This window comes from Limnohabitans sp. TS-CS-82 (assembly GCF_002943475.1).
The window spans coordinates 640,408-666,025 of record NZ_PTQX01000002.1; the positions used below are offsets into that span (position 1 = coordinate 640,408).

Annotated in this window: 26 protein-coding genes; all 26 read right to left on the reverse strand. The window is 59.0% G+C overall.

Annotation, left to right across the window (positions count from 1 at the left end; genetic code table 11):
- Position 1: 1 nt before the first annotated feature.
- The 26 genes from C5F52_RS07405 to ligK all read right to left on the reverse strand — a co-directional run bounded on the left by C5F52_RS07405 (position 2) and on the right by ligK (position 25,617).
- A complete protein-coding gene (locus tag C5F52_RS07405) occupies positions 2–988 on the reverse strand; it encodes a tripartite tricarboxylate transporter substrate binding protein (RefSeq protein WP_236657768.1) in 987 nt (328 codons plus the stop codon).
- 10 nt (positions 989–998) lie between these two features.
- A complete protein-coding gene (locus tag C5F52_RS07410; protein ID WP_104797671.1) occupies positions 999–1,433 on the reverse strand; it encodes a PaaI family thioesterase in 435 nt (144 codons plus the stop codon).
- Complete coding sequence (locus C5F52_RS07415) at positions 1,430–2,938, reverse strand: class I adenylate-forming enzyme family protein (protein ID WP_104797672.1); 1,509 nt, start codon at positions 2,936–2,938, stop codon at positions 1,430–1,432. Before C5F52_RS07415 ends, C5F52_RS07410 begins: the two co-directional genes overlap by 4 nt.
- 10 nt (positions 2,939–2,948) lie before the next feature.
- Positions 2,949–4,460, reverse strand: a complete 1,512-nt coding sequence (locus C5F52_RS07420) for a class I adenylate-forming enzyme family protein (RefSeq protein ID WP_104797673.1) — start codon at positions 4,458–4,460, stop codon at positions 2,949–2,951.
- Between the two features lie 5 nt (positions 4,461–4,465).
- Positions 4,466–5,431, reverse strand: coding sequence for a tripartite tricarboxylate transporter substrate binding protein (locus C5F52_RS07425; RefSeq protein ID WP_104797674.1), 966 nt, complete (start codon positions 5,429–5,431; stop codon positions 4,466–4,468).
- Between the two features lie 40 nt (positions 5,432–5,471).
- Complete coding sequence (locus tag C5F52_RS07430) at positions 5,472–6,449, reverse strand: tripartite tricarboxylate transporter substrate binding protein (protein WP_104797675.1); 978 nt, start codon at positions 6,447–6,449, stop codon at positions 5,472–5,474.
- Between the two features lie 29 nt (positions 6,450–6,478).
- A complete protein-coding gene (locus C5F52_RS07435) occupies positions 6,479–7,645 on the reverse strand; it encodes an acyl-CoA dehydrogenase family protein (protein WP_104797676.1) in 1,167 nt (388 codons plus the stop codon).
- Positions 7,646–7,687: 42 nt separating this feature from the next.
- Positions 7,688–8,866, reverse strand: coding sequence for a thiolase (locus tag C5F52_RS07440; protein WP_104797677.1), 1,179 nt, complete (start codon positions 8,864–8,866; stop codon positions 7,688–7,690).
- Positions 8,863–9,249, reverse strand: a complete 387-nt coding sequence (locus C5F52_RS07445; protein ID WP_104797855.1) for a Zn-ribbon domain-containing OB-fold protein — start codon at positions 9,247–9,249, stop codon at positions 8,863–8,865. Before C5F52_RS07445 ends, C5F52_RS07440 begins: the two co-directional genes overlap by 4 nt.
- Positions 9,250–9,259: 10 nt before the next feature.
- Entirely contained in the window at positions 9,260–10,165 is a 906-nt protein-coding gene (locus C5F52_RS07450; RefSeq protein WP_104797856.1) for an SDR family NAD(P)-dependent oxidoreductase, read from the reverse strand.
- 61 nt (positions 10,166–10,226) lie between these two features.
- On the reverse strand, positions 10,227–11,021 hold the full coding sequence (locus C5F52_RS07455; protein WP_104797678.1) for an enoyl-CoA hydratase/isomerase family protein: 795 nt from the start codon (positions 11,019–11,021) through the stop codon (positions 10,227–10,229).
- Positions 11,022–11,033: 12 nt separating this feature from the next.
- Entirely contained in the window at positions 11,034–12,749 is a 1,716-nt protein-coding gene (locus tag C5F52_RS07460; RefSeq protein WP_104797679.1) for a long-chain-fatty-acid--CoA ligase, read from the reverse strand.
- A gap of 50 nt (positions 12,750–12,799) precedes the next feature.
- The gene (locus tag C5F52_RS07465; RefSeq protein ID WP_104797680.1) at positions 12,800–13,951 is read right to left on the reverse strand and encodes an acyl-CoA dehydrogenase family protein; all 1,152 of its coding nucleotides are present in this window, start codon (positions 13,949–13,951) and stop codon (positions 12,800–12,802) included.
- Between the two features lie 8 nt (positions 13,952–13,959).
- Positions 13,960–14,787, reverse strand: a complete 828-nt coding sequence (locus C5F52_RS07470) for an SDR family NAD(P)-dependent oxidoreductase (RefSeq protein ID WP_104797681.1) — start codon at positions 14,785–14,787, stop codon at positions 13,960–13,962.
- A gap of 35 nt (positions 14,788–14,822) precedes the next feature.
- On the reverse strand, positions 14,823–15,242 hold the full coding sequence (locus C5F52_RS07475; protein ID WP_104797682.1) for a MaoC family dehydratase: 420 nt from the start codon (positions 15,240–15,242) through the stop codon (positions 14,823–14,825).
- Between the two features lie 10 nt (positions 15,243–15,252).
- Positions 15,253–15,696: a MaoC family dehydratase N-terminal domain-containing protein gene (locus tag C5F52_RS07480; protein ID WP_104797683.1), complete on the reverse strand. Its 444-nt coding sequence runs from the start codon at positions 15,694–15,696 to the stop codon at positions 15,253–15,255.
- Between the two features lie 10 nt (positions 15,697–15,706).
- Positions 15,707–16,891, reverse strand: coding sequence for a lipid-transfer protein (locus C5F52_RS07485; protein ID WP_201746985.1), 1,185 nt, complete (start codon positions 16,889–16,891; stop codon positions 15,707–15,709).
- A 157-nt stretch (positions 16,892–17,048) separates the two neighbouring features.
- Complete coding sequence (locus tag C5F52_RS07490; protein ID WP_104797685.1) at positions 17,049–18,080, reverse strand: AraC family transcriptional regulator; 1,032 nt, start codon at positions 18,078–18,080, stop codon at positions 17,049–17,051.
- A gap of 21 nt (positions 18,081–18,101) precedes the next feature.
- Entirely contained in the window at positions 18,102–19,298 is a 1,197-nt protein-coding gene (locus C5F52_RS07495) for a CaiB/BaiF CoA-transferase family protein (RefSeq protein WP_104797686.1), read from the reverse strand.
- Between the two features lie 86 nt (positions 19,299–19,384).
- A complete protein-coding gene (locus C5F52_RS07500) occupies positions 19,385–20,623 on the reverse strand; it encodes an MFS transporter (protein ID WP_104797687.1) in 1,239 nt (412 codons plus the stop codon).
- Between the two features lie 79 nt (positions 20,624–20,702).
- Positions 20,703–21,659 (reverse strand): Gfo/Idh/MocA family oxidoreductase, encoded by a 957-nt coding sequence (locus C5F52_RS07505; RefSeq protein WP_104797688.1) that lies wholly within the window; start codon positions 21,657–21,659, stop codon positions 20,703–20,705.
- 12 nt (positions 21,660–21,671) lie between these two features.
- Positions 21,672–22,550, reverse strand: coding sequence for a class III extradiol dioxygenase subunit beta (locus C5F52_RS07510; RefSeq protein WP_104797689.1), 879 nt, complete (start codon positions 22,548–22,550; stop codon positions 21,672–21,674).
- Between the two features lie 2 nt (positions 22,551–22,552).
- Positions 22,553–23,005 (reverse strand): protocatechuate 4,5-dioxygenase subunit alpha, encoded by a 453-nt coding sequence (gene ligA / locus C5F52_RS07515; protein WP_104797690.1) that lies wholly within the window; start codon positions 23,003–23,005, stop codon positions 22,553–22,555.
- Positions 23,005–23,922, reverse strand: a complete 918-nt coding sequence (locus C5F52_RS07520; protein WP_104797691.1) for an amidohydrolase family protein — start codon at positions 23,920–23,922, stop codon at positions 23,005–23,007. The genes ligA and C5F52_RS07520 overlap by 1 nt, the downstream gene beginning before the upstream one ends.
- Positions 23,923–23,938: 16 nt before the next feature.
- On the reverse strand, positions 23,939–24,913 hold the full coding sequence (locus C5F52_RS07525) for a tripartite tricarboxylate transporter substrate binding protein (protein WP_104797692.1): 975 nt from the start codon (positions 24,911–24,913) through the stop codon (positions 23,939–23,941).
- 20 nt (positions 24,914–24,933) lie between these two features.
- Positions 24,934–25,617 (reverse strand): 4-carboxy-4-hydroxy-2-oxoadipate aldolase/oxaloacetate decarboxylase, encoded by a 684-nt coding sequence (ligK, locus tag C5F52_RS07530; protein WP_104797693.1) that lies wholly within the window; start codon positions 25,615–25,617, stop codon positions 24,934–24,936.
- Position 25,618: the final 1 nt, after the last annotated feature.

Consider the following 25,618-nt stretch of genomic DNA (forward strand, 5'->3'; position numbering starts at 1 on the left):
TTCACTCAGGTTTAAAGCCAATTTCTTTCAGCATCTTGGCATCGCGCTCAAATTGCGAACGTGCATACGCCGCGTATTCGTCGCCAGACGTCCAATTCGCTTGAAAGTCAAACTGTTCCAGTTGGTTCAAATAGACTGGGTCAGAGGCCGCTTTTTTGAACGCACTCGCCAAACGCGCGGCAATCTTGGGGTCTAGATTTTTGGGCGTCACCAGCCCCATGGGCGATTCAATCACCAAGTCATAGCCCAGCTCTTTGACCGTGGGCACGTTGGGGTAACGTTTGAGACGTTCCGCTGTGAAGGTCGCCAACAAGCGAACTTTGCCTCCTTGCACCTGAGCGCCAAAGCCCGGGTCGCCATACACATCCAAATGCCGACCAATGAGCGTGGTGAACGCTTCTGAGCCGCCTTTGAATGGCACCATGTTGAAGCTTGTGCCGGCGAGTTTGCCAAGTCGTTCGGCATAAATGCGGTTGATGCTGATCGCCCCCACATTGCCCCAACTCAGCACACCGGGCTGCTTTTTCGCATCGGCCAAAAGCTCTCCCAAATTCTTCCAAGGGGCATCCATGGCGACCGACACACCCGTGCTCAACCCAAACAAACCCGCGATGTAGGTGAAGTCACGCAAAGGATCAAAGTTCACCTTTTGCACCAGCGGCGCACGGATCACCGAGTTGTGCATGACCGCCAAGGTGTAGCCATCGGCCTCGTGCATCGCGCCCACAGAAGCCGTGCCCATGATGCCGCCCGCGCCGGGCCGGTGCATCAACACCACCGGCTGCCCCAGCTCACGCGACGCGGCTTCGGCCAAGGAACGAAACACGGGATCGACCGAGCCACCCGGTGGGAACGGTAGCACCAAAGAAATGGGCTTGGACGGGAAAGGGTCAGCGGCCCACGCGGCCATGCCAACGCCACAAAGGCCTAAGCCGCACACAGCAAGCAATGCGTGACGACGCATGCGATTCAAAAGAGATGACTTCATCGTTATTTCCTCATGGGTGAATCGAGACAGCGGGTTTGGGAAGCTCTAAAAATCGAAAGGAACCTTGAGCCTGCGCAATGGTTTGGCCATCGGCATCGGTGACCTTGGCGCTGCACCAGACCACCGCGTTGTCGTGGTGCAGCACCTGACCATCTGCGGTCAGCAAGCCACGCCCTGGCGCTAAAAAATTGGTGGTCAGATTGAGCGTCACCACCGTGCGGGTGAAGTTCACGCAAGACACCGCCGCGCTGGCCATCGCCACATCGAGCATGGTCGACACGACGCCGCCGTGCACCGCCCCGATGACATTGCCCACATCCGCAGACGGGTCCAACGTGATGCGGGCCTGCCCGTTTTGTGAGAACGCCCGCTTCATGTCGAGCAAACGCATGAAGGGTGTTTGCGAAAACACGTCCAAGGGGTTGGTGATCGTGACGGGTTTCATGCACGCACACGTTCACGCAATGCGTTTTTGAGAATTTTTCCGGCAGCCGACATCGGCAACTCCGTCACGAAGCTGAAGCTGCGTGGGCATTTGTAACCCGCAAGTTGTTGGTGACAATCCGCGCGCAAAGCGGCCACCATGTCATCGGCTGACAAACTCGCCGTGCTCGTCAAAACGATGACCGCATGCACCGCCTCGCCCCACTTCACATCGGGCACACCAATCACAGCCGCCTGGGCCACATCCGCGTGTTGGCGCAACACGGCCTCCACCTCGGCGCAGTACACGTTTTCGCCACCGGTGATGATCATGTCTTTGAGGCGATCCACGATGAACAAATACCCGTCTTCACGCATGCGCCCTAAATCGCCAGTCCGAAACCAGCCGTCCACAAATGCGGCTGTGGTGACATCGGGCTGCTTCCAATAGCCTTGCATGATCATGGGGCCGCGCACCCAAATCTCCCCCACTTGACCGCGTGGCGCTTCTTCGCCCGCGTCATTGACCACCTGAATTTCAGCGCCCAAGCCCGCTCGCCCGACGGAGTTCAGCAGCGCAAGCGCTTCGCCCTGCGCGCGGTGGTTGATGGGCAAGTTGATGCACACGGCGCCTGCGGTTTCGGTCAGTCCATAGGCTTGAAAGAACTCCGCCTGAGGCCAAGTGGCCAACGCACGGTTCAACAAATCAGGCGGCATGGGCGCTGCGCCAAACGCAATACGATCCAAACACTGCAACTTGGCGGCATCAAAATTTTCGTCGTCCAACAACGCTTGCAACATGCTGGGCACCATGATGGTGTCGTTGATGCCAAAACGCGCAATCGCGGCCAGCACGGCGGGTGTGCGGAACTGCGCCATCGTCAGCCAACGGCCACCCACAATCATCTGGCCAATCATGCGCCCCAAGCCCGCCACATGGAACAAGGGAGCCACCAACAACGACACCGAATCTGGCGGATTGTTGAGTTCAGCGCCTCGCGTCATAGAGGCAGACCAGAAGTTGGCGTGCGTCAACATCACGCCTTTTGACCGCCCCGTGGTGCCGCCGGTGTAGAGCAGCGCGGCCAGCGCAGATCCACCGGTGCGCGTATCGGGCACGGGTTGCATGGTTGCGCAAGCGTTCGCCAAATCATTCAAACTCAAGCAAGGCGAAAAACCTTGAGGCACAGGCAAACTGAGGTCGTGCAACAAGAGCACGGCATCGCTGTCGTGCAACGCATACGCAAGTTCCGCTTCGCTCCAACGCGTGTTCATGGGACACGCCACCGCCCCCAACCACCAGCACGCCAGAATGGCTTGAATCAGCTGGTCGGAGTTGGGCGACAACAGCGCCACACGGTCGTTGGCACGAATGCCACGGGCCTGCAAATAAGCCGCTTGACGCCCCACTGCATCCAAGACTTCGGCAAAAGTCCAGTGCCGTTCGCCTGCGTCGCTCACATGCGTCAAGGCGATGGTGTCTGGGTGCCGTTGTACGGCGCGATGTAAACCTTGGGTCAAATACACAGAACGGTCCTTATTGAGGTGACGCTTCAAAGGAAGCCAAAAGCTCGCGCTTGAGCACTTTGCCGCTCAAGGTCATGGGGAACACATCGCTCACCACCGTATGTGCCGGGCGTTTGTAGGGGGCCAAGTGATCGGCGACAAACACATCCAAAGCCGCGCGGTCCAGTTTGGCGTTGGGCTGCATTTCTAGGAAGGCCATGATTTCTTCATTCCCGCCCGACACGGCACGCCCCACCACCGCTGCGCGCTGCACACCTGGGAATTGGGCCAACACCGACTCCACCTCGCCGGGGTACACATTGAAGCCTGAGCGAATGATCATTTCTTTCAAGCGCCCCACCACAAACAAAGCACCGGCGTCATCCAAGTAACCTGTGTCGCCACTGGCGTACCAGCCGCCTTCACGCATCACTTGCGCGGTCGCGTCGGCATCGCGAAAGTAACCGGGCATCAAGCCAACACCGCGCATCCAAATCTCGCCGCGCTCGCCCGCTGCCGCAGCTTGGCCTTGTTCGTTGACGATGCGCAGTTCAGCGCCGTCAACCAAATAACCGGCCGAGGTGTCGTCCCGAGCCACATTCAAACGACCTAGGCACAAAGCACCGGCGTATTCAGACAAGCCATAGCCGTGGTGCAAAGGCTGAGAGAAACGTTCCTCCACCGCGCGCTTGAGCTTCAAATCCAACGGTGCTGCACCTGTGTAGACGTAGCGCAAGTCAGGACAAACAGGATGCTGAATGCCTTGCTCGTCCAGCCAAGCCAACAAACGCGTGAACATCGCAGGCGGCCCTTGCAGCTGCGTCACGCCGCCTTGTGCCAAGGCCTTGAACACATCGGCAGGATCAAACGCGCTGCGCATGACCAAGCCCGCGCGCGCATACAAAGAAGCCATCAACACAGTGCCCAAGCCAAAGATGTGCGTCATGGGCAAATAGGCATACGAGCGGTCCGCTTGTGTGAGTTGGCGCGACTCGGTCGACACACGCCCAAACTGCAACAAACCTTGGTGCGACACCAACACACCTTTGGGTGTGCCCGTGGTGCCAGACGTGAAAATGATGGCCGCCACACGCTGCGCCAACTCACCCACCTCTGCCACAGCCGCCTCGCGCACAGCACTGCGCTGCAACCCCGTCAGCACGCTGCCACGGGCATCTGCCTCTTGCGCATGAGCCCGGGCGGCGCTCGACACCTCGCTGGTGAAATACATCACGCGTGGGTCCGCCTTCTGCACGAACAAACTCACTTCGCCGCGCGACATGCGGGCATTCACCCCGCAAGACCACGCCCCGACTTTGCTGCACGCCAAAATCAAGGCCACATGCTCAGGACAGTTTTCAGCCACGATGAGCACGCGGTCGCCCGCACGCACGCCGTCAGACTGCAACTCCAGCACCAAACGGTCGACCAAAACGGACAACTCTGCCAAAGTGAAATCAGCCGTTGGTGTGGAAAGAAACACTTGCGATGGCGCTTGCGCTACGCGCGCATCAAACAGTTGATGAATGAATTGGAAGTTCATGGCGATCACTGAACCTGAATGCCCTTGGTCACCGTGGCCCACAACGCCAACTCACGCGCAGCACGGTCGGCCAGCAGTTGGGGAGACCCCACCCACAAGTCATAGCCTTGCTCAGCCCATTTGGCTTTCAACTCGTCGCCTGCCAAGGCTTTGCGCGTAGCTTCGTTCAACCGTTGCACCATGTCAGCGGGTAACTTGGCTGGACCGTACAAGCCATACCAACCACCCACTTCGTAATCGGCCAAACCGGCTTCGCGCATGGTGGGCACATCGGGCATCGACACATTGCGTTCACGCGAGGTGACGGCCACGGCCAACACACGCCCTGACGACACGTAGTTGCGGGCGCTGCCAATGATGTCAAACATCATGTTGATTTGCCCACCGATCACATCGGTCATGGCGGGCGCGTTGCCTTTGTAGGGCACATGCGTCAAAGTGGTGCCGGTGCGCAAGGCGAACAACTCACCGCTCAAATGGTTAGACGCCCCCATGCCTGCCGAGCCATAAGCCAACTTGTTGGGATGGGCTTTGGCATAGCTGATGAGCTCGGGCACGGTTTTGAACGGCTGGTCTTTGTTGACCACCAACACGTTGGCATAGCTCAAGATGGGCGCGATGGGCGTCACATCTTTGGCTGGGTCAAACGGCATGGATTTCAAAATGTGCGGGCTGATCGTCATCGTGGGGCTTGCTGCAAAAAACAACAGCAAACCATTCGGTGCAGCCTTGGCCACAGCATCGCCGCCCATGGCACCGCCAGCACCCGCTCTGTTTTCAACCACCACGGGTTGACCCAATTCACGCGACAGCGCCGGTGCAAACAAGCGAGCCGCCGCATCGACCGGTCCGCCTGCGGCATAGCCGACCACCAAGCGCACCGTTTGACCCGACGTTTGTGCCAACACGGCGAGTGGGCAAAAGAGCAGCAGCGCCATCCAGCGGCGTGCAGATTGCTGCAAACCTTGCATGCCCAAAAATTGAAAGTGACTCATGTGTTTTGTCTCCTGATCATTGGCTGAGCTTGATGCCAGCGTCTTTGATGATGGTGGCGTAGACCTGCGCATCGGACTTCATCACTTGCGCAAACTCTTCGGGTTTCCCACCGCCCACACCCAAACCAAAGCCTTCGATGCGCGCCACCACATCGGGCATGCGCAAGATGCGGTTGAACTCCTCGGAATACTTGGTCACGATGGCCGCAGGCGTGTTGACGGGCAAGAGCATGCCAAACCACCCCAAGGGTTCGTACGAGTGAAAGCCCAACTCTTTGAACGTCGGCACATCGGGCAACGCGGCTATGCGCTGGGTGCCCGTCACGGCCAAGGGCTTGAATGATTTGAGGTGCGCGCGCGCAGAGGCCGAGTCAATGAAAGCCGAGGTCAATTGACCGCCCACCATGTTGTTGACCAAAGGTGCCGCCCCTTGAAACGGCACATGCACCATGTCGAGCTTGCCTTGCAAGTTGAGCAACGCGCCTTGGATGTGGGACGAGGTACCCGCGCCATACGTGCCATAGTTGTACTTGCCAGGGTTGGCTTTGACCAAGGTGATGAAGTCTTTCAGCGTGTTGGCGGGTGAGTTCAAGGGCACCGCAAACATGCTGGGGCTTTTCGCCACTTGCACCACAGGCGCGAAGTCTTTCAAGGGGTCGTACGGCAACGTCATCAACAAAGGTTGCTGAATGATGGCGGTGATGGTCATCAAAATCGTGTAGCCATCTGCGGGCGCTTTGGCCACGGCGTTGTTGCCAATCGTGCCGCCTGCACCGGGTTTGTTTTCCACCACCACAGAGGTGTTCCATGCCTCACCCAACTTTTGCGCCATCATGCGCCCCAAAGCATCGGTGGCTCCACCCGCAGGGTAAGGCACGATCATTTTGATGGGCTGACTCGGAAATGGGCTTTGCGCCATGGCAGGTATGGCCGCCGTCAAAGCACCAAGGGCCACAGCCGTCATGCAAGCGCGGCGCGTGAGGAAAGTCTTCATGGTTGTCTCCTTTTTATAGTGAACGAACTTCAGCGTGTGGCTTCGCGCACCAAGTTGCGCGCAATCACAATTTGTTGAATCTGACTGGTGCCTTCGTACAAACGGAACAGACGCACGTCGCGGTAGAAACGCTCAATGCCGTATTCGCTCAAGTAGCCTGCACCCCCAAAAATTTGCACCGCACGGTCCGCCACGCGACCGCACATTTCGGATGCGAACAATTTGCAGCACGAGGCTTCGGTGGCCACAGGCAGGCCTTCGTCGCGTTTGCGGGCTGCATCAATCACCATGCAACGTGATGCGTAAATTTCGGCTTGGCTGTCGGCCAACATGGCTTGCACCAACTGAAATTCGGCAATCGATTGGCCGAATTGCTTACGGTCAATGGCGTAGTTCAGCGCATCGCGTTGCATGCGCTCGGCCACGCCCACACAAATGGCGGCAATGTGGATGCGCCCTTTCTCCAACACCTTCATCGCGGTTTTGAAGCCTTGGCCTTCCTTGCCGCCAATGAGTTGACTGGCTGGCACGCGGCAGTTTTCAAAAATCACATCGGCGGTGTGCGCGCCGCGTTGGCCCATTTTTTTATCGACCTTGCCAATCGTGATGCCAGGTGTGTTGGCCTCGACGATGAAAGCCGACACACCGCCCGCACCTTTGTCGGCTGGGTTGGTGCGCGCCATCAAAGTGAAGATGCCGGCATGGGGCGAGTTGGTGATGTAGCGCTTGGTGCCGTTGACGATGTAATGGTCGCCCTCGGCATCAGTGCCGCGAATGGCCGTGGTGCGCAGCGAGGCGGCATCAGAACCGGCATCGGGCTCGGTCAAGGCGAACGAGGCGATCAACTCCCCCGTCGCAAGTTTGGGCAGGTATTTGGCTTTTTGCTCGGGCGTGCCGTCGAACAAAATGCCTTGCGACCCAATGCCAACGGTGGTCCCAAACAACGAGCGAAAGCACGGCGAGGTTTGCCCCATCGCCAACATGACCATGACTTCTTCTTCCATGGTCAGCTCTAGGCCGCCATAAGACTCGGGCACGGTCAGGCCGAACAGACCCATGTCTTTCATCTCTTGCACGAGGTCTTCTGGAATTTCGTCGGTCTCAGCCACCAAGGCTTCGGCAGGCACGAGGCGTTCACGGACAAATCGGTTCACCGTGTCAAGCAAGGCGTTCAGGGTTTCTGGGTCACGAATCATGGGGTGTCTTCCAAAGTGAATGCGTCAAAAAAGCGAGGTGCGTCACAGCGCATCCGCCGTTCCCAAAATGGCCGTTGATTGGCTCGACAAGGTGCCGCCGTTGCCATGGGCCAGCGCGATGTGCGCGCCCGACACTTGGCGTTCACCGCCCTCGCCGCGCAACTGGCGCACAGCTTCGATGAGCGTGAAAATGCCATACATGCCCGGATGCACGCACGACAAGCCACCGCCGTTGGTGTTGACCGGCAAATGTCCGCCCGGTGCAATGCCGCCGTTTTGCACAAACGCACCCGCCTCGCCTTTGGCGCAAAAGCCCAGGTCTTCCAAGAACAACAAGGTGTTGATGGTGAAGGCGTCGTACAGCTCCACCACGTCCATGTCTTTGGCGCTCAGGCCTGCCATGGCATAGGCTTGGCGACCTGACTCGCTGGCTGCGGTGACCGTGATGTCAGGCATGGCCGAGATCTGACGGTTCCAGCAGGCGGTGCCGTTGCCCAGCACATACACCGGCTTCTTGGCCAAGTGCTTGGCACGGTCGGCGCGCACCAGCACATAAGCGCCGCCGCCATCGGTGACCAAACAACAATCGCGCACCGACAGGGGATCGCTCACCATGCGCGCGTTGAGCACATCGTCGATGGACAGCGGATCGCGCATGAAGGCTTCCGGGTTGAGCTGCGCCCACTTGCGTGCGGCCACAGCCACTTCGGCCAAGTCGCGTCGTGTGGTGCCGTACAAGTGCATGTGGCGCGAAGCAGCCAGGGCATAAGCACTGGGCGGGTTGAAAGGTTCGTAAGGCGTTTCATAAGGCTGCGGGTCCATCCAACGGCGAGCCTGCGCGATCTCGCGTCGCCCAAAAGTGGCGGTGCGTTGCGTGCTGCCATAGCAAACCAACACGGCATTGCACTGGCCGGATTGCAAGGCGTGCATGGCCGGCAACAGGTGCGCAATGAAACTTGAGCCCCCCACCATGGTGCCGTCGATGAAGCTCGGGCGAATGCCCAAGTACTCGATGACCGGCATGGGCCACATGGTCGAGCCCACGCTGGCGGTGCACAGACCGTCGATGTCGCTCATCTTCAAGCCCGCATCGGCCACCGCAGCGTGCGCCGAGCGTGCCAACAACTCCATCTCGGAAAAACCATGGGCTTCGCCACACCCAAAGGTGGCCACACCGGCAATCGCAGCGCTGCCGCGCAAGGCTTTCAATCCGTCACTCATGCTGCACCTCCTACGGCGTCGAAGACCACCACACCTTTGTCATCGGCCACCACCACACGCGCTGTCACGCGCTGGCCAATCTTCACGTCATCCGGTTTCAGGTTATCCACGCGGCTCATCAGGCGTGGGCCTTCGTCGAGGTCAATCAGGCTGACGTTGTAGTCACCCCCATCGGCTGGCTTGCGGCGCACCGTGGTCACGGCGTAGACCGTGCCTTGCCCGCTGGGACTGACAAATTGCACCGCATCGCTGCCGCAATGCGGGCAGATTTCACGCGGAAAGTAAATGTGCTGACCGCAGTCACCGCACTTTTGAATCAGGAACCGGCCGTCGGCCAGTGCGGCTTGATGCTGCACAAGAACGCCTGTGTTTTTGTCGCTCATCGTCATCTCCTTAGATGGGGTCCCAGCTGAAAACGTCACCCGAACGCTCCAGGTCGAAGAAGCTGGACTGGAGGGCGGGCATGGCGTGGTTGAGCACGGTTTGCGGCGTCCAGCCTTCGCTGCGATGCACTGAGCGCACCGGACGCGGCTGGCTCATCAGAAAAATCTCGTTGTTACGCACCGCGAAGATCTGCCCATTCACATGCGCCGAACTGTCGCTGGCGAGCGCAACGGCCAATGGCGCAATCTTGGCGGGCGTCATTTGCTTGATGCGCTCCACACGGGCTTGCTCTTCGGGCGTTTCGGTGGGGATGGAACCAATCATGCGGCTCCAAGCAAAAGGCGAAATGCAGTTGGAGCGCACGTTGAACTTTTGCATGTCCAACGCGATGGACTTCGACAAAGCCGCCACGCCCAACTTGGCTGCGGAATAGTTGGCTTGGCCAAAGTTGCCGACCAAGCCCGAGGTGGACGTCATGTGGATGTAGTTGCCACTGCCCTGTTCTTTGAAATGCGTGGCGGCAGCGCGGCTGACGTGGAAGGCGCCGTAGAGGTGAACCTTGATGACGGCGTCCCACTCGTCCACGCTCATTTTGTGGAAGAAACGGTCACGCAAAATGCCGGCGTTGTTGACCACCACATCCACGCGGCCAAAGGTGTCCAGCGCGGTTTGGATGATGCGGCCTGCACTCGCCGCTTCAGACACGCTGTCAGTATTGGCCACAGCCTCTGCACCCAAGGCTTTGAGTTCGTTCACCACAGCTTGCGCGGGGCCTGCGTCGTTGCCTTCACCGGACACCGAAGCGCCAATGTCGTTGACCACCACTTTGGCACCTTCGCGGGCCATGGCCAAGGCAATATCACGGCCAATGCCGCCACCGGCACCGGTGACCACCACCACTTTGCCTTCGACCATGCGTGCGTTGTTTGTTTGTGTGCTGCTCATCTTCATTTCCTTTTTTGATTGCGTGATGTGTTTATTCGTTGACAGGCCACTGAAACGGCAGTGGCTCTTTGTTCAAAAAGCGGTTCACCGCGGTCTTGTGTTCTTGGGTGCCCATGGCCAAGGCTTGGGCATTGGCTTCGTTTTCCAGCGAGGTTGACAACTCGCCACCCCAGCCAGCAAACGTGCGTTTGATCAAACTCACCGCCATGGGCGAGGCGTGCACAAAGCTAGCGGCCAAGGCTTGGGCACGTGCCATCAAAGCATCGGGTTCATGCAGCTCCATCACCAAGCCCAGCTGCAAGGCTTCGGGGCCTTCCACGTCGCGGGCGGACAACATCAGTTCTTTGGCACGTTGCACGCCCACGATGCGGGGCAAGGTGTAAAAAGCGCCGCAATCGGGCACCAAGCCCACCTTCAAAAACGACATGCAAAACCGTGCACGCGGCGTGGCCAGCACAAAGTCAGCGGCCAACGCCAAGCTGAAACCTGCGCCTGCCGCAGCACCATCGACCGCCGCGATGACGGGGCGATCCAACGTGAGCAACTCTTGCAGCCACGCATGCAAATCTTGCAAGCGTTGACGCCAGCCCTGGTTGTCCAGCCCCACGGTGGCGATGTTTTTCAAATCACCCCCTGCGCAAAAATGGCCATTCGCCCCCGTCAAAATCAAGGCACGGATGCTCGGGTCTCGGCGAATTTGCATCACCACCTCCGACACCTCCACACGCATGGCCGGGTCTAACGCGTTGCGCTTGCTGGGGTTGTCCAGCGTCAGCGTGGCGACCTGGTTGCTGACTTTGAATTGGATGGTTTTGAAATCAGTCATGACAAGCGTCTTTCACAAAGGATGAGAAGTTGACGTTTCAGCGCTTGCAAGGGTCGTGCTGTCACGCTCCGCCTCTTGCAACTGACGCCACAGAATTTTTCCGGTGCTCGACTTGGGCAAGCTGCTGACGAAGCGCACAATGCGCGGGGCTTTGTAAACGGCCATGCGTTCACGCCCCCAGTCGATGACGGCTTGCTCGGTGAGTTGGCCTTTGAATGCCGGCTTGAGCACCAGCAGGGCCATGACGTTCTCGCCGCGCTTGGCATCGGGCACGGCAATCACGCAGGCCTCGTGCACGGCTGGGTGTTCGTACATGGTGTTTTCCACTTCAGCTGGCCAAACCTTGAAACCCGAGACATTGACCATGCGTTTGAGGCGGTCACGCATGAAGAAATAGCCTTCTTCATCGACACTGGCCAAGTCGCCTGTGCGAAAAAACGTTTGGCCATCGAGCTCGAAAAATGAGGTCTGGTTGGCGGGCTCGTTTTGCCAGTAGCCGCGCATGAGCTGAGCGCCGCAAGCCACCAATTCACCCACCTCGCCCACCGGCAATTCGCGCAAGGTTTCGGGGTCCACGATGCGCGCGTCCACGCCCGGTGTGATCACACCCAAGCACTGACGCTTGCCGCGGGCCAGCGGATTGCCAAGCAAAAAGGACGCGGTCTCGGTCATGCCGTAGGCTTCGTTGTAGGCGATGCCAAAACGCTCTTGCAACAAATTGGCCACCGACTCTGGCATGGCGGCGCCGCCGCCCGACAACACGGCCAAGCTGCTCAGGTCGCGCTGCGCTGCGGCTGGGTTGGAAAAGAAATCGATCAGCATGGCCGGTGGCGCGGCCCAGGCGCTGACACGGTGATGCTCGATCAGGCGCGCGGCTGCCGCGGCGTGCCAACGCGGCAACATGACAACCGTGGCGCCCAGCGTGACCGGCACGTTCAAGCCGCCCTGCATGCCCAGCATGTGGAACAACGGCGCAACGGCCAGAAACACCGAGTCCATGTGCAGCCCACGCCAAACCTGCGAGGCCATGTTCGACGCCAGCACCGTGGCATGGGTGTGCATGCATCCCTTGGGATGGCCGGTGGTGCCCGAGGTGTAGGGCAACACACACAGGTCCTGACTGTCGGGATGTTGTGGGGGCGCGGACAACGCCTGTGCGATGGCCTCTTCGAGCCCGTGCAGACCTGAGGCCTCGGTCCATTGGCGTGGCGCCAACACCACGTCGGGCACTTCGTCGCTGACCGCTTGCTCAGGCAGTCCTTCTGAATACGCGTGCACCAACACAGCCTGCAGGGCATCTGCCTCGCCGGGTTGCAGCAAGGGCATGACTTGGGGCAACAACTCCTGTGCCACCATCGCCATGCGAGCGCCGCTGTCTTGCATGTAATAACGAATTTCGTCTCGTGTGCACATCGCGTTGACCGGCACCACCACGGCCCCAGCGCGCATGACGCCGTAGTAGGCCACCATGTATTGCGGGCAGTTCTGACTCAGCAGCAAGACCCTGTCACCACGCTGCACGCCCAGCCGCTGGGTGAGGTACCCAGCCAGCGCCTCGACACGCGCGAGCAACGCCGCATAGCTCAACGTGCTGCCGCAAAAAATCACGGCGGGCTTGTTGGGGTAGCGCTCGGCCGCGACTTGCAAGTAATGCGTGAGCGGCACCTGCGGCAGGCACAGCGCGCGCGGGACCCCTTTAGGCCAATGGGGTAAAGGCGATCGTTGCATGGCTGGGTCTCCCGGCTGGTGAGGTGTAGGGGTACACAAGGGCAATGGGCTCACAGGCTGCGCGAGATCAGCTCTTTCATGACCTCGCTGGTGCCGCCGTAGATGCGGGTCACACGCGAGTCCACAAAAGCGCGGGTGATGGGGTACTCCATCATGTAACCGTAGCCGCCATACAGCTGCAGCAACTCATCCAGCGCCTTACCCAGCTCTTCGGTCGCAAAGAGTTTGGCCATCGCACCTTCTTGCACGGTGAGTTTGCGGCGCAGGTGCTCGGCGAGGTACTGGTCCACCATCATGCGCACAGCCGTGGTTCGCACCTTGATCTCGGCCAGCTTGAAGCGGGTGTTCTGAAAGTCAAACAGCGGCTTGCCAAAGACCACACGCTCCTTGGTGTAGCGCACGGTCTCGTCAAACATGGCTTCCATCTTGGCGGCTGCGCCCAGCGCGATCACAAAGCGCTCTTGCGCCAATTCTTGCATCAGGTAGGCAAAGCCCTTGTTCTCTTCGCCCAAGATGTTGGTCACGGGCACGCGCACGTCTTCAAAAAACATCTCAGCAGTGTCGGCAGCCTCTTGGCCCATTTTTTCGAGCTTGCGGCCTTTGCGAAAACCGGCGCGGTCGGCCTCCACCAAAATGAGCGACACACCTTTGGCACCCAGCTCGGGCTCGGTCTTGGCCACCACCACGACCAGGTCGCAGTTCAAGCCGTTCGAGATGAAGGTCTTGGCGCCGTTGATGATGTACTCGTCGCCTTCGCGTCGCGCCGTGGTGCGGATCGCCTTGAGGTCGCTGCCCGCGCCGGGCTCGCTCATGGCAATCGCCAAGATGACTTCGCCGGTGGCGCACTTGGGCAGCCAATGCGCTTTTTGTTCTGGTGTGCCTAGGCGCTCGATGTAGGGCGCCACCACGTCCGAGTGCAAGCCAAAGCCCAAGCCGCCCACGCCGGAGCGTCCGATCTCTTCGACGATCACGGCCGCGTGGCCAAAGTCACCGCCGCCACCGCCCCACTCGGGGTCCATGGTGGCGCACAGCAGACCTTCGCGACCGGCCTTGAGCCAAGTTTCGCGGTCGACCCGGCCGTCCTTGTCCCACTGGGCCTGACGGGGTTTGCATTCGCGCTCCAGAAAGCGGCGCACGGTCGTGCGCAGCATTTCGTGGTCATCACGAAACACACTGCGGGGGAAAGTGAGGATGCTGTCCATACGCTTCTTTAAGGACGGCCGCCGCCGCAGACCAACACTTGGCCGCTGACGTAGTTGGACTCGGGGATGCAGAACATGTAAACCGCGCCAGCCGCCTCTTCGGGTGTGCCGCCACGGCCCAGCGGGATGGTGGACTCGGCAGCCTTCAGGCGGTCGGGCTGCACACCCACCGCAATGGTGCGTCCACCAATGTCCACGCTCGCCTCGCCAGCTGTCAGAGGCTGTGTCAGGCGCGTCATGATCAGGCCAAAGGCCACGCTGTTGACGTTGACCTTGTAGCGGCCCCACTCTTTGGCCATGGCCTTGGTCAAGCCGTTGATACCAGCCTTGGCCGCCGCGTAGTTAGCTTGGCCTGCGTTGCCGTACACGCCCGACGTGGACGAAATGTTGACCACCTTGCGGTGCACGGGTGTCCCCGCTTCGGCCTCGCGTTTGGCGGCTTCGCGAATGAAGCCCGAGGCAGCACGCAAGATGCGAAACGGCGCCGTCAGGTGCACGGCCAGCATGGCTTCCCACTGCTCGTCGCTCATCTTTTGCAACACGTTGTCCCAGGTGTAGCCGGCGTTGTTGACGATGATGTCGATGCCACCAAAGGCGTCGAGCGCGGTCTTGACGAAACGCTCGCCAAAGTTAGCTTCGATCACGCTACCGATACAAGCCACGGCCTGGCCACCGCTGGCGATGATGTCGGCCACCGTCTCTTCGGCAGGCGCTTGGTCGAGGTCGTTGATGACGACGCGTGCGCCTTCGCTGGCGAGCTTGAGCGCGATTTCACGGCCAATGCCGCGACCGGAGCCAGACACCAGGGCCACTTTGCCTTCGAGTTTGCGAGTCATAAAAAATCCTTGGAGATGTGTTTTTAAAAATGGGTTCAGGCCAGCGCAACAACCGCGTCGCCCGCCAGCTTGATCTGGCCATCGGCGTTGACCGTGGTCAGCGCCAAGCGCACGCGACGCTCGCCGTTCGCTTCGAATTTCTCGGTCACCTCGCCGGTGCAGGTGATCTTTTCGTGCACCTGGGTCATCGCAGCAAAGCGCACGCTGTAGTCACGAATGGCGGCTTGCGGCACCCAGTTGGTCAGCAAGCGCGCCAGCCAAGCCATGGACAGCATGCCGTGGGCGATCACGTCGGGCATGCCTGCGCTGTGCGCAAAGTCGGTATCGACATGGATCGGGTTGTGGTCACCGGATGCGCCGCAATACAGCGCCAGCGTCAGGCGTGACACGGGTGGCAGCGCCAGCACGGGAATGGCGTCGCCGACTTGAAGGGTGTCAAAGCTAGGTAGGGTCATTGGGGTTTCCTTATCCATGGCGCAAAACGCTCACGGTGCGCAGATCGGCCACAGGCTCGCCACACTGGTTGGTCACGCGGGTTTTGCGCACAACAAACTCAAGCGCGCCACCTTTTTTGTCGTAGATGTCTTCGATGCGCTGCTCAAAGCGCAGCACATCGCCCGCATAGGCCATGCGGTGGAAGGTGAAGCCCTGCTCGCCGTGCAGCAGCTTGCGGTAGTCCATGCCTAACAGATTGCGGATCGCGGCTGGGTCGGGCGACTCCATCTCCAAGCAAAACAAAAAAGTGGGCGGTACAGGCAAGGCCGGATGTCCGGCGGCACGCGCTGCGACTTCGTCGCTGTAGACCGGGTCGGTCTGACCGGTGGCCTTGGCAAAAAACCGCAAGCGACCGGTCTCCACCAGTACCTCAAAAGCGGGCATGGTGTGCCCGATGAATTTCTTGTCAATCATGGGCAGCCTCTCAAACGGCTTGGTACAAAGTCACCACGCATGCACCGCCTAAACCGAGGTTGTGCTGCAGCGCCAATCGCGCCCCTTCGACTTGGCGCTGGTCGGCTTGCCCGCGCAGTTGCCACACCAACTCGGCACATTGCGCCAACCCCGTCGCCCCCAAAGGATGGCCTTTGGACAACAAGCCGCCGGAGGGGTTGGTGACCACGCGCCCGCCATACGTGTTGTCGCCTTCCAAAATAAATTTTTCGGCCGTGCCTTCAGGCGTCAGACCCAAGGCCTCGTAGGTGATGAGTTCGTTGGCGGTGAAGCAATCGTGCAGCTCCACCACGTCTAACGCGTCGGGACCAATGCCTGCAGCTTCGTAGACTTGCTTAGCGGCGGCGGCGGTCATGTCGTAGCCCACCACGCGGCGCATGTCGTTGGTCTCGAAGGTGCTGGGGGTGTCGGTGGTCATGGCTTGCGCGGCAATGACCACACGCATGTCGAGCTTGTGCTTCTTGGCGAAGTCTGCCGAGCACACAATGGCCGCCGCCGCACCGCAGGTGGGGGGGCAGCACTGGTAACGGGTCAAGGGGTCAAACACGCTGGGCGACGCCATGACTTCATCCAAGGTCAAGGTTTGACGGAACACGGCCAAGGGGTTGCGCGCGGCATGTTGACGCGCCTTGACGGAGATGCGGCCAAAGGTGTCACGGCGAATGCCGTATTGCCCCATGTAATCGCGGCCTGCACCACCAAAGAATTGCGCAGCACGCGGCACATCGCTTTGGTAGCCCTGATGCGTGTTCATGACATCGGCGAAGCGCTGCATAGGCGATGGACGGTCGTCGTACGCGCCCTTCAAGGCACCGGGCACCATTTGGTCAAAGCCCAAGGCAATGGCGCATTCGACCATGCCGCTCTCCACCGCTTGTCGAGCCAAGAACAAAGCGCTAGAGCCACTGGCGCAGTTGTTGTTGACGTTGAAGACGGGAATACCGCTCAAGCCCACGCCATAGATCGCCGCTTGACCAGAGGTGGAGTCGCCGTACACATAGCCCACGTAGGCTTGCTGAACGTGTTCGTAGCCAACGCCTGCATCGTCGAGCGCCAACTTGGCAGCGCGAGCGCCCATGACGGTGTAGGGCTCACTGGCACCGGGCTTGGTGAACGGGATCATTCCGACGCCCACCACGTGAACGGCTCTTTGCATGCGGGTCATTTGTGCTCCTGAAAATTGTGTTGCGTTGGCGCTCAGTTTGAAACTGAACCGACGCAAACTCAATCACCGATCACACCAAAATGATTGGCAAAAAAGATCAGTTAAGGGTTTTCACGGAGCGTGCACAGCACGCGAAAAACAAGCGACGTCAGTCGCTGAACGTCGACGCCAAATGCGTTTGGCGATAGGCGCCAGGCGAGACGCCGGTCCAACCTTTGAAGGCGCGATGGAAGGTGCTGGCCTCTGAAAACCCAAGGCGATTGGCAATATCGAGCAAGGTCAAATCGGGTTGCCCCAAGTACTCAATGGCCACGTCACGACGCAAATCATCTTTGATGCTTTGGTAGCCCTGCCCTTCATCACGCAGGCGACGGCGCAAGGTTTGCGGGGTCATGGCCAAGGCGCTCCCCACGTCGTCCAAGGAGGGTAATTCTTGCGCCAAGCTGCGACGCAGCAAACGGCGAATGCGCTCGGTCAAACTGGTTTGATCGCGGTACTTGACGATCAAACTCGCGGGGGCTTGTCGCAAAAATTCAGCCAAGCTTTGCGGGGTTTGCACCACCGGCAAATCCAGCCAAGAGGCATCAAAACGAAAGCCCATCGACTCGCGCTCAAAACGCAGGGGCGCTTGAAACAAGCGGCCTGCATCTGACTTGTACAGCGCGTCAGTTTCTGGATAAATCACTTCGAGCAATGGAATGCGTCTGGCCACCAACCAACAGGCCAAACCGTAACTGTAAAAACCAAACGTGCGTTTGGCATAGGCCAGTTGGGGCGTGTGCGCGACGCGATGCGTCAGGCGTACGGAGGCCACGCCTCGTGACACTTCTAGGCGTGGCACAAAGTCGTCGAGCATGAGGTGATAGAACTGAAAGCCTTCTGTCAAAACCTCACCCAAGGTCCGGCAATGCACCAGCATGCGACACGATTGCACAAAGCTGCCGAGCTTCAACGGGCGGCTGCACAGGCCCCACAACTCATCGCGCATGACGCGACGCAACACCAGCATCAGGGCCGCATATTGGCCTTGTGTCACGCGTGACAAGGGGGAATCTAACAAGCTGGGCGAAATGCCGGCACGCAACAACAAGGCGTTGACGTCTAACCCGCGTTGCATGGCCCCTTGCAAAATTTGCGTCACTTGGGCAATCGCGACGGTGTGGTGAGTGGTGGCAGCCATGGTGCGCTCAGTTTAAAGGCGTCAAGCGACCGTGCCTTGTGCGATCAAGGCCTCGACTTCATCACCCGCATAACCCGCTTGCAACAAAATTTCTTTCGTGTGCTGCCCCTGTGCGGGGGCGGGGTAACGAATTTCAAAGTCAAAGCCCGTCATCTGAACGGGGCTGCCAAATTGCACGAAGGGTTGGCCCGCTGCGGTGTGTCCTGGCAACACCATGCCGCGCGCCACAAACTGCGGATGCAACAGACTTTCTTCCAACTTCAGCACGGGCGTGACGCAGCAGTCTGAGCCTGCTAATTTGTCATGCCAATCAGCCCACGTTTGCGCACCGATGAGCGCGGTCAACTCTTGGCGCACCCACTGCGACTGCTCGGGTGTGAGGGGATGGTGCAAGGGCTTGAGGTCTGCACGTTCAATCAGATCGCAAAAGGTGTCCCAAAACTTTTTCTCTAGCGCGCCGAGCGCCACAAAACGCGCGTCACTGGTTCGGTACATGGCGTAGCACGGCAACGCACCGGTGAGTTTGTCTGCCCCCGCAGGCTGGGCTGTGCCACGCGTGTTGACACCCGCCAAAGGCACCACCGCATGCGCCAACACACCGTCGGCAATAGCCACGTCGACATGGCGCCCCTTGCCTGTGCGCGATGCGTCGAACAAGGCGGCCAAAATGCCCATCACAGCGGTCATGGTGCCGCCCAACAAATCGGCGACGGGCACATTGGAGAGTGCCAAATCTTGGGCGGTGCCCATTTGATCGGCCACGCCTGCCAATGCGCTGTAGTTCACATCGTGCCCTGGCGCGTCTTTCTCGGGCCCTGTTTGTCCGTAGCCACTGATGCTGCAATACACCAGCTTTGGGTTGACGGCTTGGATGACCGAGTAACCCACACCGAGTCGCGCCATCACACCAGGACGAAAACCCTCAATCAACACATCCGCTTGCGCGCACAGGCGCAACAACAAGGCCACGCCACTGGCTTGCTTGAGGTTGATGCAGATCGAACGTTTGTTGCGGTTCACCAACTGACGCACGGCCTCGGCGGCATAGTCGCCAGCCCCCGTGTCTTCGACCTTGATCACCTCTGCACCGAGATCGGCCAGATGCAGCGCGCACATGGGGCCGGGTAGCAAGCGGGTCAGGTCGAGCACGCGCACGCCGTGCAAAGGTGCTTGCTGCGTCACGTCAGCAGACGGTGAATGAGATGTGTGGGGAAGCATAGAAATTCCAGAAGTTCAAATTCAGTCTAAGCAGCGGCTGTTTGTGCCGCAATGGCCGAATTGCTCACTTTGATTGACGAGAATGATCAAGCACTTCGGGGATGTGTTTCTTCACCCCATACAAACAGCAAGGCCCCAGAAGCAAACATGGAGATGGCCACAAACCAGAATGCAGCTTCGATCTGCCCCGTCAGATGCGCCGTCAACGCCAAGCCCAAAGCCCCAATGCCATAACCGAGGTCACGCCAAAATCGATAAATACCGATGGCCGTTCCTCGCCACGCAGGGGGTGCAATGTCAGCCACCGCCGCTGACAGATTGGGGTACAGCAAGGCCATGCCAAAACCTGAAATAGCAGCGGAGGCGACCCACCACGTCACGCCTTCACCCATGACCATCAAGGCCACGCCTGCACCACAAATCCACATGCCCCACACATTGAAACGATGGCGTCCAAAACGATCAGACAGTCGCCCCGTGAACAGTTGCGAACACCCCCAAACGATGCCGTAAACACCAATGATCCAACCCACATGGGGCAAGCTCACCCCTCGCTGATAAAGGTAAACGGGGTAAAGCACCCAGACCAAAGCATCGACAAACTTTTCAACCAATCCTGCTTGACTCAAGGCCATCAAACGCTTGTCTCGCCAACTCATGCGCATGAAGATATCCAAAGTGCGCGGGGTCGGCGCTAGATTTGTGGCAGAGCGCGCCGCTTCTAAATTGGCCCAAGGCAAGGTGTCTTTGATCCAATATTGCGTCAACACAAGCGCCAACACAATGACGCCCAAGCCAAACACCAACAAGGCTTGGCGCGCACCGAATTGCGCAGCGAGGTAGGCCGTGGCGATGCCCGCCAAAGCCACGCCCAAATAGCCTGCAAACTCGTTCAACCCAAGCGTGAGTCCACGCTCATTCAAATGCGTGATGTCGAGCTTGGCGGTTTGGGTCATCGACCAAGTCATGCCCTGATTGATGCCCAGAAAAACTGTGGCGGCAACGATCCAGTTCCAACTTGGCGCCCACCAGATCATGACGGGAATTGGCAGCGCAAAAAGCCAACCCAACAACAAGACGTGTTTGCGGCCCATTCGCTCTGACAAGCGTCCGGCCACAAAATTCATCACGCCCTTGACCAAACCGAATGCCACCACAAAAGCACTCAAGAGCAAAAATGAATTTTTGGGAACCCCAAAATCAGACTCAGCCAAAGCAGGAATGACGGTGCGCATCATGCCAATGGTCAGCCCGACCAAAAACACCTGTGCCAGTTGATGCATAAACTGCGTCAAATTCGGTTTGATACCGTGCTGCAATGTCATGGGCGTCTCCTGTGATGTAAAAAAAGGGAGACCCAACAGTCTCCCTTTTTGAGGTCTCAACACCGCGTCGTTCGGTGTTTTAAGCGTTGAGCTGCAACTCCAACTCGTGCAGCACCTTGTAGCAAGGCAGCACTTGAGCCACGCTGGAATTCGGCTCGCGGCCTTCTTTGATGGCAGCGAAGAACTCACGGTCTTGCAACTCGATGCCGTTCATGGACACCGCCACTTTGGACACGTCGATTTGTTCCTCTTTGCCAGTGTACAGATCGTCGTAACGCGCCAAGTAAGTGCCCGTGTCGCCGATGTAACGGAAGTACGTGCCCAAGGGGCCATCGTTGTTGAACGACAAGCTCAAGGTACAAATTGCACCGTTGGCCGCTTGCAACTGAATGCTCATGTCCATCGCGATGCCCAGTGTGGGGTGGATGGGGCCTTGCACGGCATTGGCTTTGACGATGGGGCTGCCAGCTTGGTAAGCGAACAAGTCCACGGTGTGGGCAGCGTGGTGCCACAGCAAGTGGTCGGTCCAGCTACGGGCTTGGCCCAAGGCGTTCATGTTGGTGCGGCGGAAGAAGTAGGTTTGCACATCCATTTGTTGGATGTTGAATTCGCCTGCTTTGATTTTGTTGTGCACCCACTGGTGGCTGGGGTTGAAGCGACGGGTGTGACCGCACATCGCAACCAAGGCTTTTTCTTTGGCCACGCGCGCGACCTCTTCTGCGTCTTTCCAGCTGTCGGCCAAAGGAATTTCCACTTGCACGTGTTTGCCTGCTTTCAAGCAAGCCAAGCTTTGTGCGGCGTGCATTTGAGTGGGCGTGCACAAAATCACAGCATCCACTTCGGGCAAGGCCAAGCTGTCGGCCAAGTCGGTGGTGACGTGTTGGATGCCGTATTTGTCAGCGACTTCTTTGGTTTTTTCCAAATCACGGCTGATCAATGACACGACTTCCACGCCGTCGATGTTTTTGATGCCGTCCAAGTGTTTGATGCCGAAAGCACCTGCGCCCGCCAAGGCGACTTTGATGGTTTTGCTCATGTTCTTTTCCTCTTATGCGTTCTCAAGAATAGCGTGACCCACAGCGGTGTTCGATGCAGGCACATGGTAGAAACGGTGCGTCAATTTAGGCGCAGGGCCTGTGGCTTTGCCGTCTTGAATGTCAGACATCGCACCACGTGCGATGAGCCACATCACCAACTCAATGCCTTCGCTACCCGCTTCGCGCACGTAGTCGATGTGCGGCACGGCGGCGCAAGCCACGGGGTCGTTGATCATCAGGTCGAGCCAGTTGTTGTCCCACTCGCGGTTGATCAGGCCCGCACGCGCGCCTTGCAACTGGTGACTCATGCCGCCTGTGCCCCAGATGTGCACGTTGATGTCTTCGTCGTAGCTCTCAATGGCTTTGCGAATCGCTTGACCGAGGTTGAAACAACGCTGACCGCTGGGCACGGGGTACTGCACCACGTTCACGGCGAATGGGATGACGGGACAAGGCCAAGCGCCTTTGACGGGGTCTTGCTCGCCGCACATCAAGGACAGCGGCACGGTCAAGCCGTGGTCCACATCCATCTTGTTGACGATGGTCAAGTCGAAGTCTTGTTGAATCACAGACTGCGCGATGTGCGAGGCCAACTCGGGATAGCCTTTGACTTTGGGCACAGGACGTGCGCCGTAGCCTTCGTCAGCAGGCGTGTATTCAGCGGCTGTGCCGATGGCAAAGGTGGGAATCATGTCCAAGCTAAACGCAGTGGCGTGGTCGTTGTAGACCAAGAAGATCACGTCTGGCTTGTTGTCTTTCATCCATTGTTTGGAGAAGTCATAGCCAGCGAAGACGGGTTTCCAATAGTCTTCTTGCGTCTTGCCGAGGTCCAAGGCCGCGCCAATGGCGGGCACGTGGGAGGTGTAAACGGATGCGGTGATTTTTGCCATGTTCAAGCCTTGTTTGTGGCGGCGCTTTTTCCTGCGGCACCTTGGGGTTGGTTCTGCGCTTGGGCATCGCCGTTTTCACCAATCACGCGATTGCCTTCGACCGAGCGCCCGCCGTGAATCATCATGTTGCGGTATTCCTCTTCGGTCATGCCGGTCATCGAGCCCGCCATTTGTTGGAAGCTCAAACCGTCGGTCGCGCCGATTTTGGCGAGGAAGTAAATGTTGCCGCCGGTGCGCATGCACCAGTTCAAATCGCGGGCCAACACGGCCTGCTTTTGCTCTTCGGTCATGGCCCATTCGTCGAGGTAAGCACGCTCGTTGGCTTTGAAACGCGTGCGGTTCTCAGCCTTCATGAGCGACATGCAGAACTGGTTGAGCCAGTAGCCTTTGCGCGATTGCTCGGCATCAAAAATGATGGTGCCGGGAACGTCTGTGTAGGGTTTGTCGAGTGCCATTAAAAAGTCTCCTCAGGCCAGTACAAGCGCATCGGGTTGTCCACCAACAACTTGCGTTGCTGTTCTTCGGTGGTGGCGATGTGCGGGATGAAGTCCACCAGCAAGCCGTCATCAGGCATGTGGTCTTTGAGGTTGGGGTGTGGCCAATCGGTGCCCCAAATCACGCGGTCGGGGAACTCGTCCACGATGCGCTTGGCAAAGGGAATCACGTCTTGGTAAGCGTTTTGCTCCCCGTTCAAAGCCTTGGGACCAGCCACCGACAAACGCTCAGGGCAAGTCACTTTGCTCCACACGTTTTTGTGCTCGCGCATGAACTTCACAAACAGCTCAAACTCGGGGCCATCCACAGGCTTGGTCACATCGGGGCGGCCCATGTGGTCGACCACGATGTTTGTAGGCAAGGCGGTGAAGAAGTCCCACAACTCGGGCAAGTCCACCGCTTCAAAATAAATCACCACATGCCAGCCATACATCTGTACGCGTTTGGCAATTTCAAGCAATTCGTCTTTGGGTGTGAAGTCGACCAAGCGTTTCACAAAGTTAAAGCGCACGCCGCGCACGCCTGCGTCATGCATGGCTTGCAATTCGTCTTCGGTCACGCTGCGCTTGACGGTGGCCACGCCACGCGCTTTGCCGCCAGAGCTGACCAAGGCATCGACCATGGCACGGTTGTCTGCTCCGTGGCAGGTGGCTTGCACCACCACGTTACGCGCAAAGCCGAGGTGGTCGCGCAAAGCATAGAGCTGCGCCTTCGACGCGTCGCACGGGGTGTACTTGCGCTCAGGTGCGTAGGGGAACTCGTGGCCAGGGCCAAACACGTGGCAGTGGGCATCGACGGCACCTGCGGGCAATTTGAATTTGGGTTTGCTGGGACCTGTGTACCAGTCCATCCAGCCGGGGGTCTTTTGAAATTCCATGGTGCTCCTCTTAGTCTCAATCAGGTTGAATGTTGGCTTCGCGCACCAGCTTGGCGTAACGCTGGCGTTCGGAGCGAATTAGGTTGGTGAACATCTCGGAGCTGCCGGGCACGACTTCGCCGCCCACGGCGTTCATGCGCTCGCGCACTTCTTTGGTTTGCAAAGCTTTTTGCACTTCGTCATGCAGCTTGTTCACGATGGGTTTGGGCGTGGCCGCAGGGGCCACCAAGCCGTACCACACAGAGGCCTCAAAGCCAGGAAAACCAGACTCGGCAATGGTGGGCACATCGGGAAAGATGGCGCTGCGGTTGGGGCTGAGCACGGCCAACACTTTGAGCTTGCCGCTCTTGACATGAGGCAGCACCTCCAACGCGTTGACCGCCACCAGTGGCAACTGGCCACCGATGACATCGGTGATGGCTGGCGAACCGCCACGGTAGGGAATGTGCTGCAAATCAATGCCAGCAGCACGGGCGAACAACTCAATCGCCATGTGCGGCGTAGAGCCATTGCCAGGTGTGCCAAACGCAATGCTGTTGGGCTTGCCTTTGGCCGCATCTATCAGCTGCTTGATGTTGGTGTAGGGCGCATTGGGGTTGGCCGCAATCACCACAGGCACACGACCGATGAGTGACACAGCCACCAAGTCACGCTCGGCATCAAACGGAGCGGGTTGGTACAGCGACATGTTGGCAGCCAAAGCGTTGGCCGCCATCATCATCGTGTAGCCATCGGGCTCGGCCGTGACCACCGACTTGACGGCGATGTTGGTGCCTGCACCCGGTTTGTTTTCCACGATCACAGGCTGGCCCATGCTGGTGGAGAGGCTTTGGCCGATGGTGCGCGCCACCACATCCACCGCGCCGCCCGCGGCATAGCCCACCACCACTTTGATGGGCTTGCTGGGATAAGCCTGCGCCATCGCAGACAAGGTGACAGAGCAGACTGCAGCTGCGATACCAGCCTTCAAAACGCGACAAAGTGTGTACATGCCGAACCTTGTTGTAAGCGTCAGTCGATGTACTTCAGGCCTGCAGCGGCCAAAGGCTCGCGCATCTTGTACATGTCCAGACCCAACACGCCAGAGGCCAACTTGGCGCGCTTCTCGCCTTCGTTGGCTTCGCGGGCTTGTGCCGTGGCCAAGGTTTTCGCAGCCATGGCGGCGGGCACGCAGACCACACCGTCGTCGTCGGCCACGATCACGTCGCCGGGCGTGATGAGCATGCCTGCACACACGACAGGAATGTTCACCGAACCCACGGTGGCTTTGATCGTGCCTTTGCTGCTGATGGCTTTGCTCCACACGGGAAAGCCCATCTTGGTCAGCTCTTTCACATCACGCACACCGGCGTCGATGACCAAAGCGCGCGCGCCACGGGCCATGAACGAGGTCGCCAACAAGTCGCCAAAGTAGCCATCGGTGCATTCCGCCGTGATGGCTGCCACCACGATGTCGCCGGGCTGAATTTGCTCAGCAGCGACGTGCATCATCCAGTTGTCGCCGGGGTGCAACAGCACGGTCACCGCAGTGCCCGACACTTGCGCGCCCGCATAGATGGGGCGCATATAGGGTTTCATCAAACCGACACGGCCCATGGCTTCGTGCACGGTGGCGGAACCCAAAGACGCCAAAGCGTCAGCCGTTGCGCGATCCGCGCGGGTGATGTTGCGGTAAACAACGCCGAGTTCGTACATA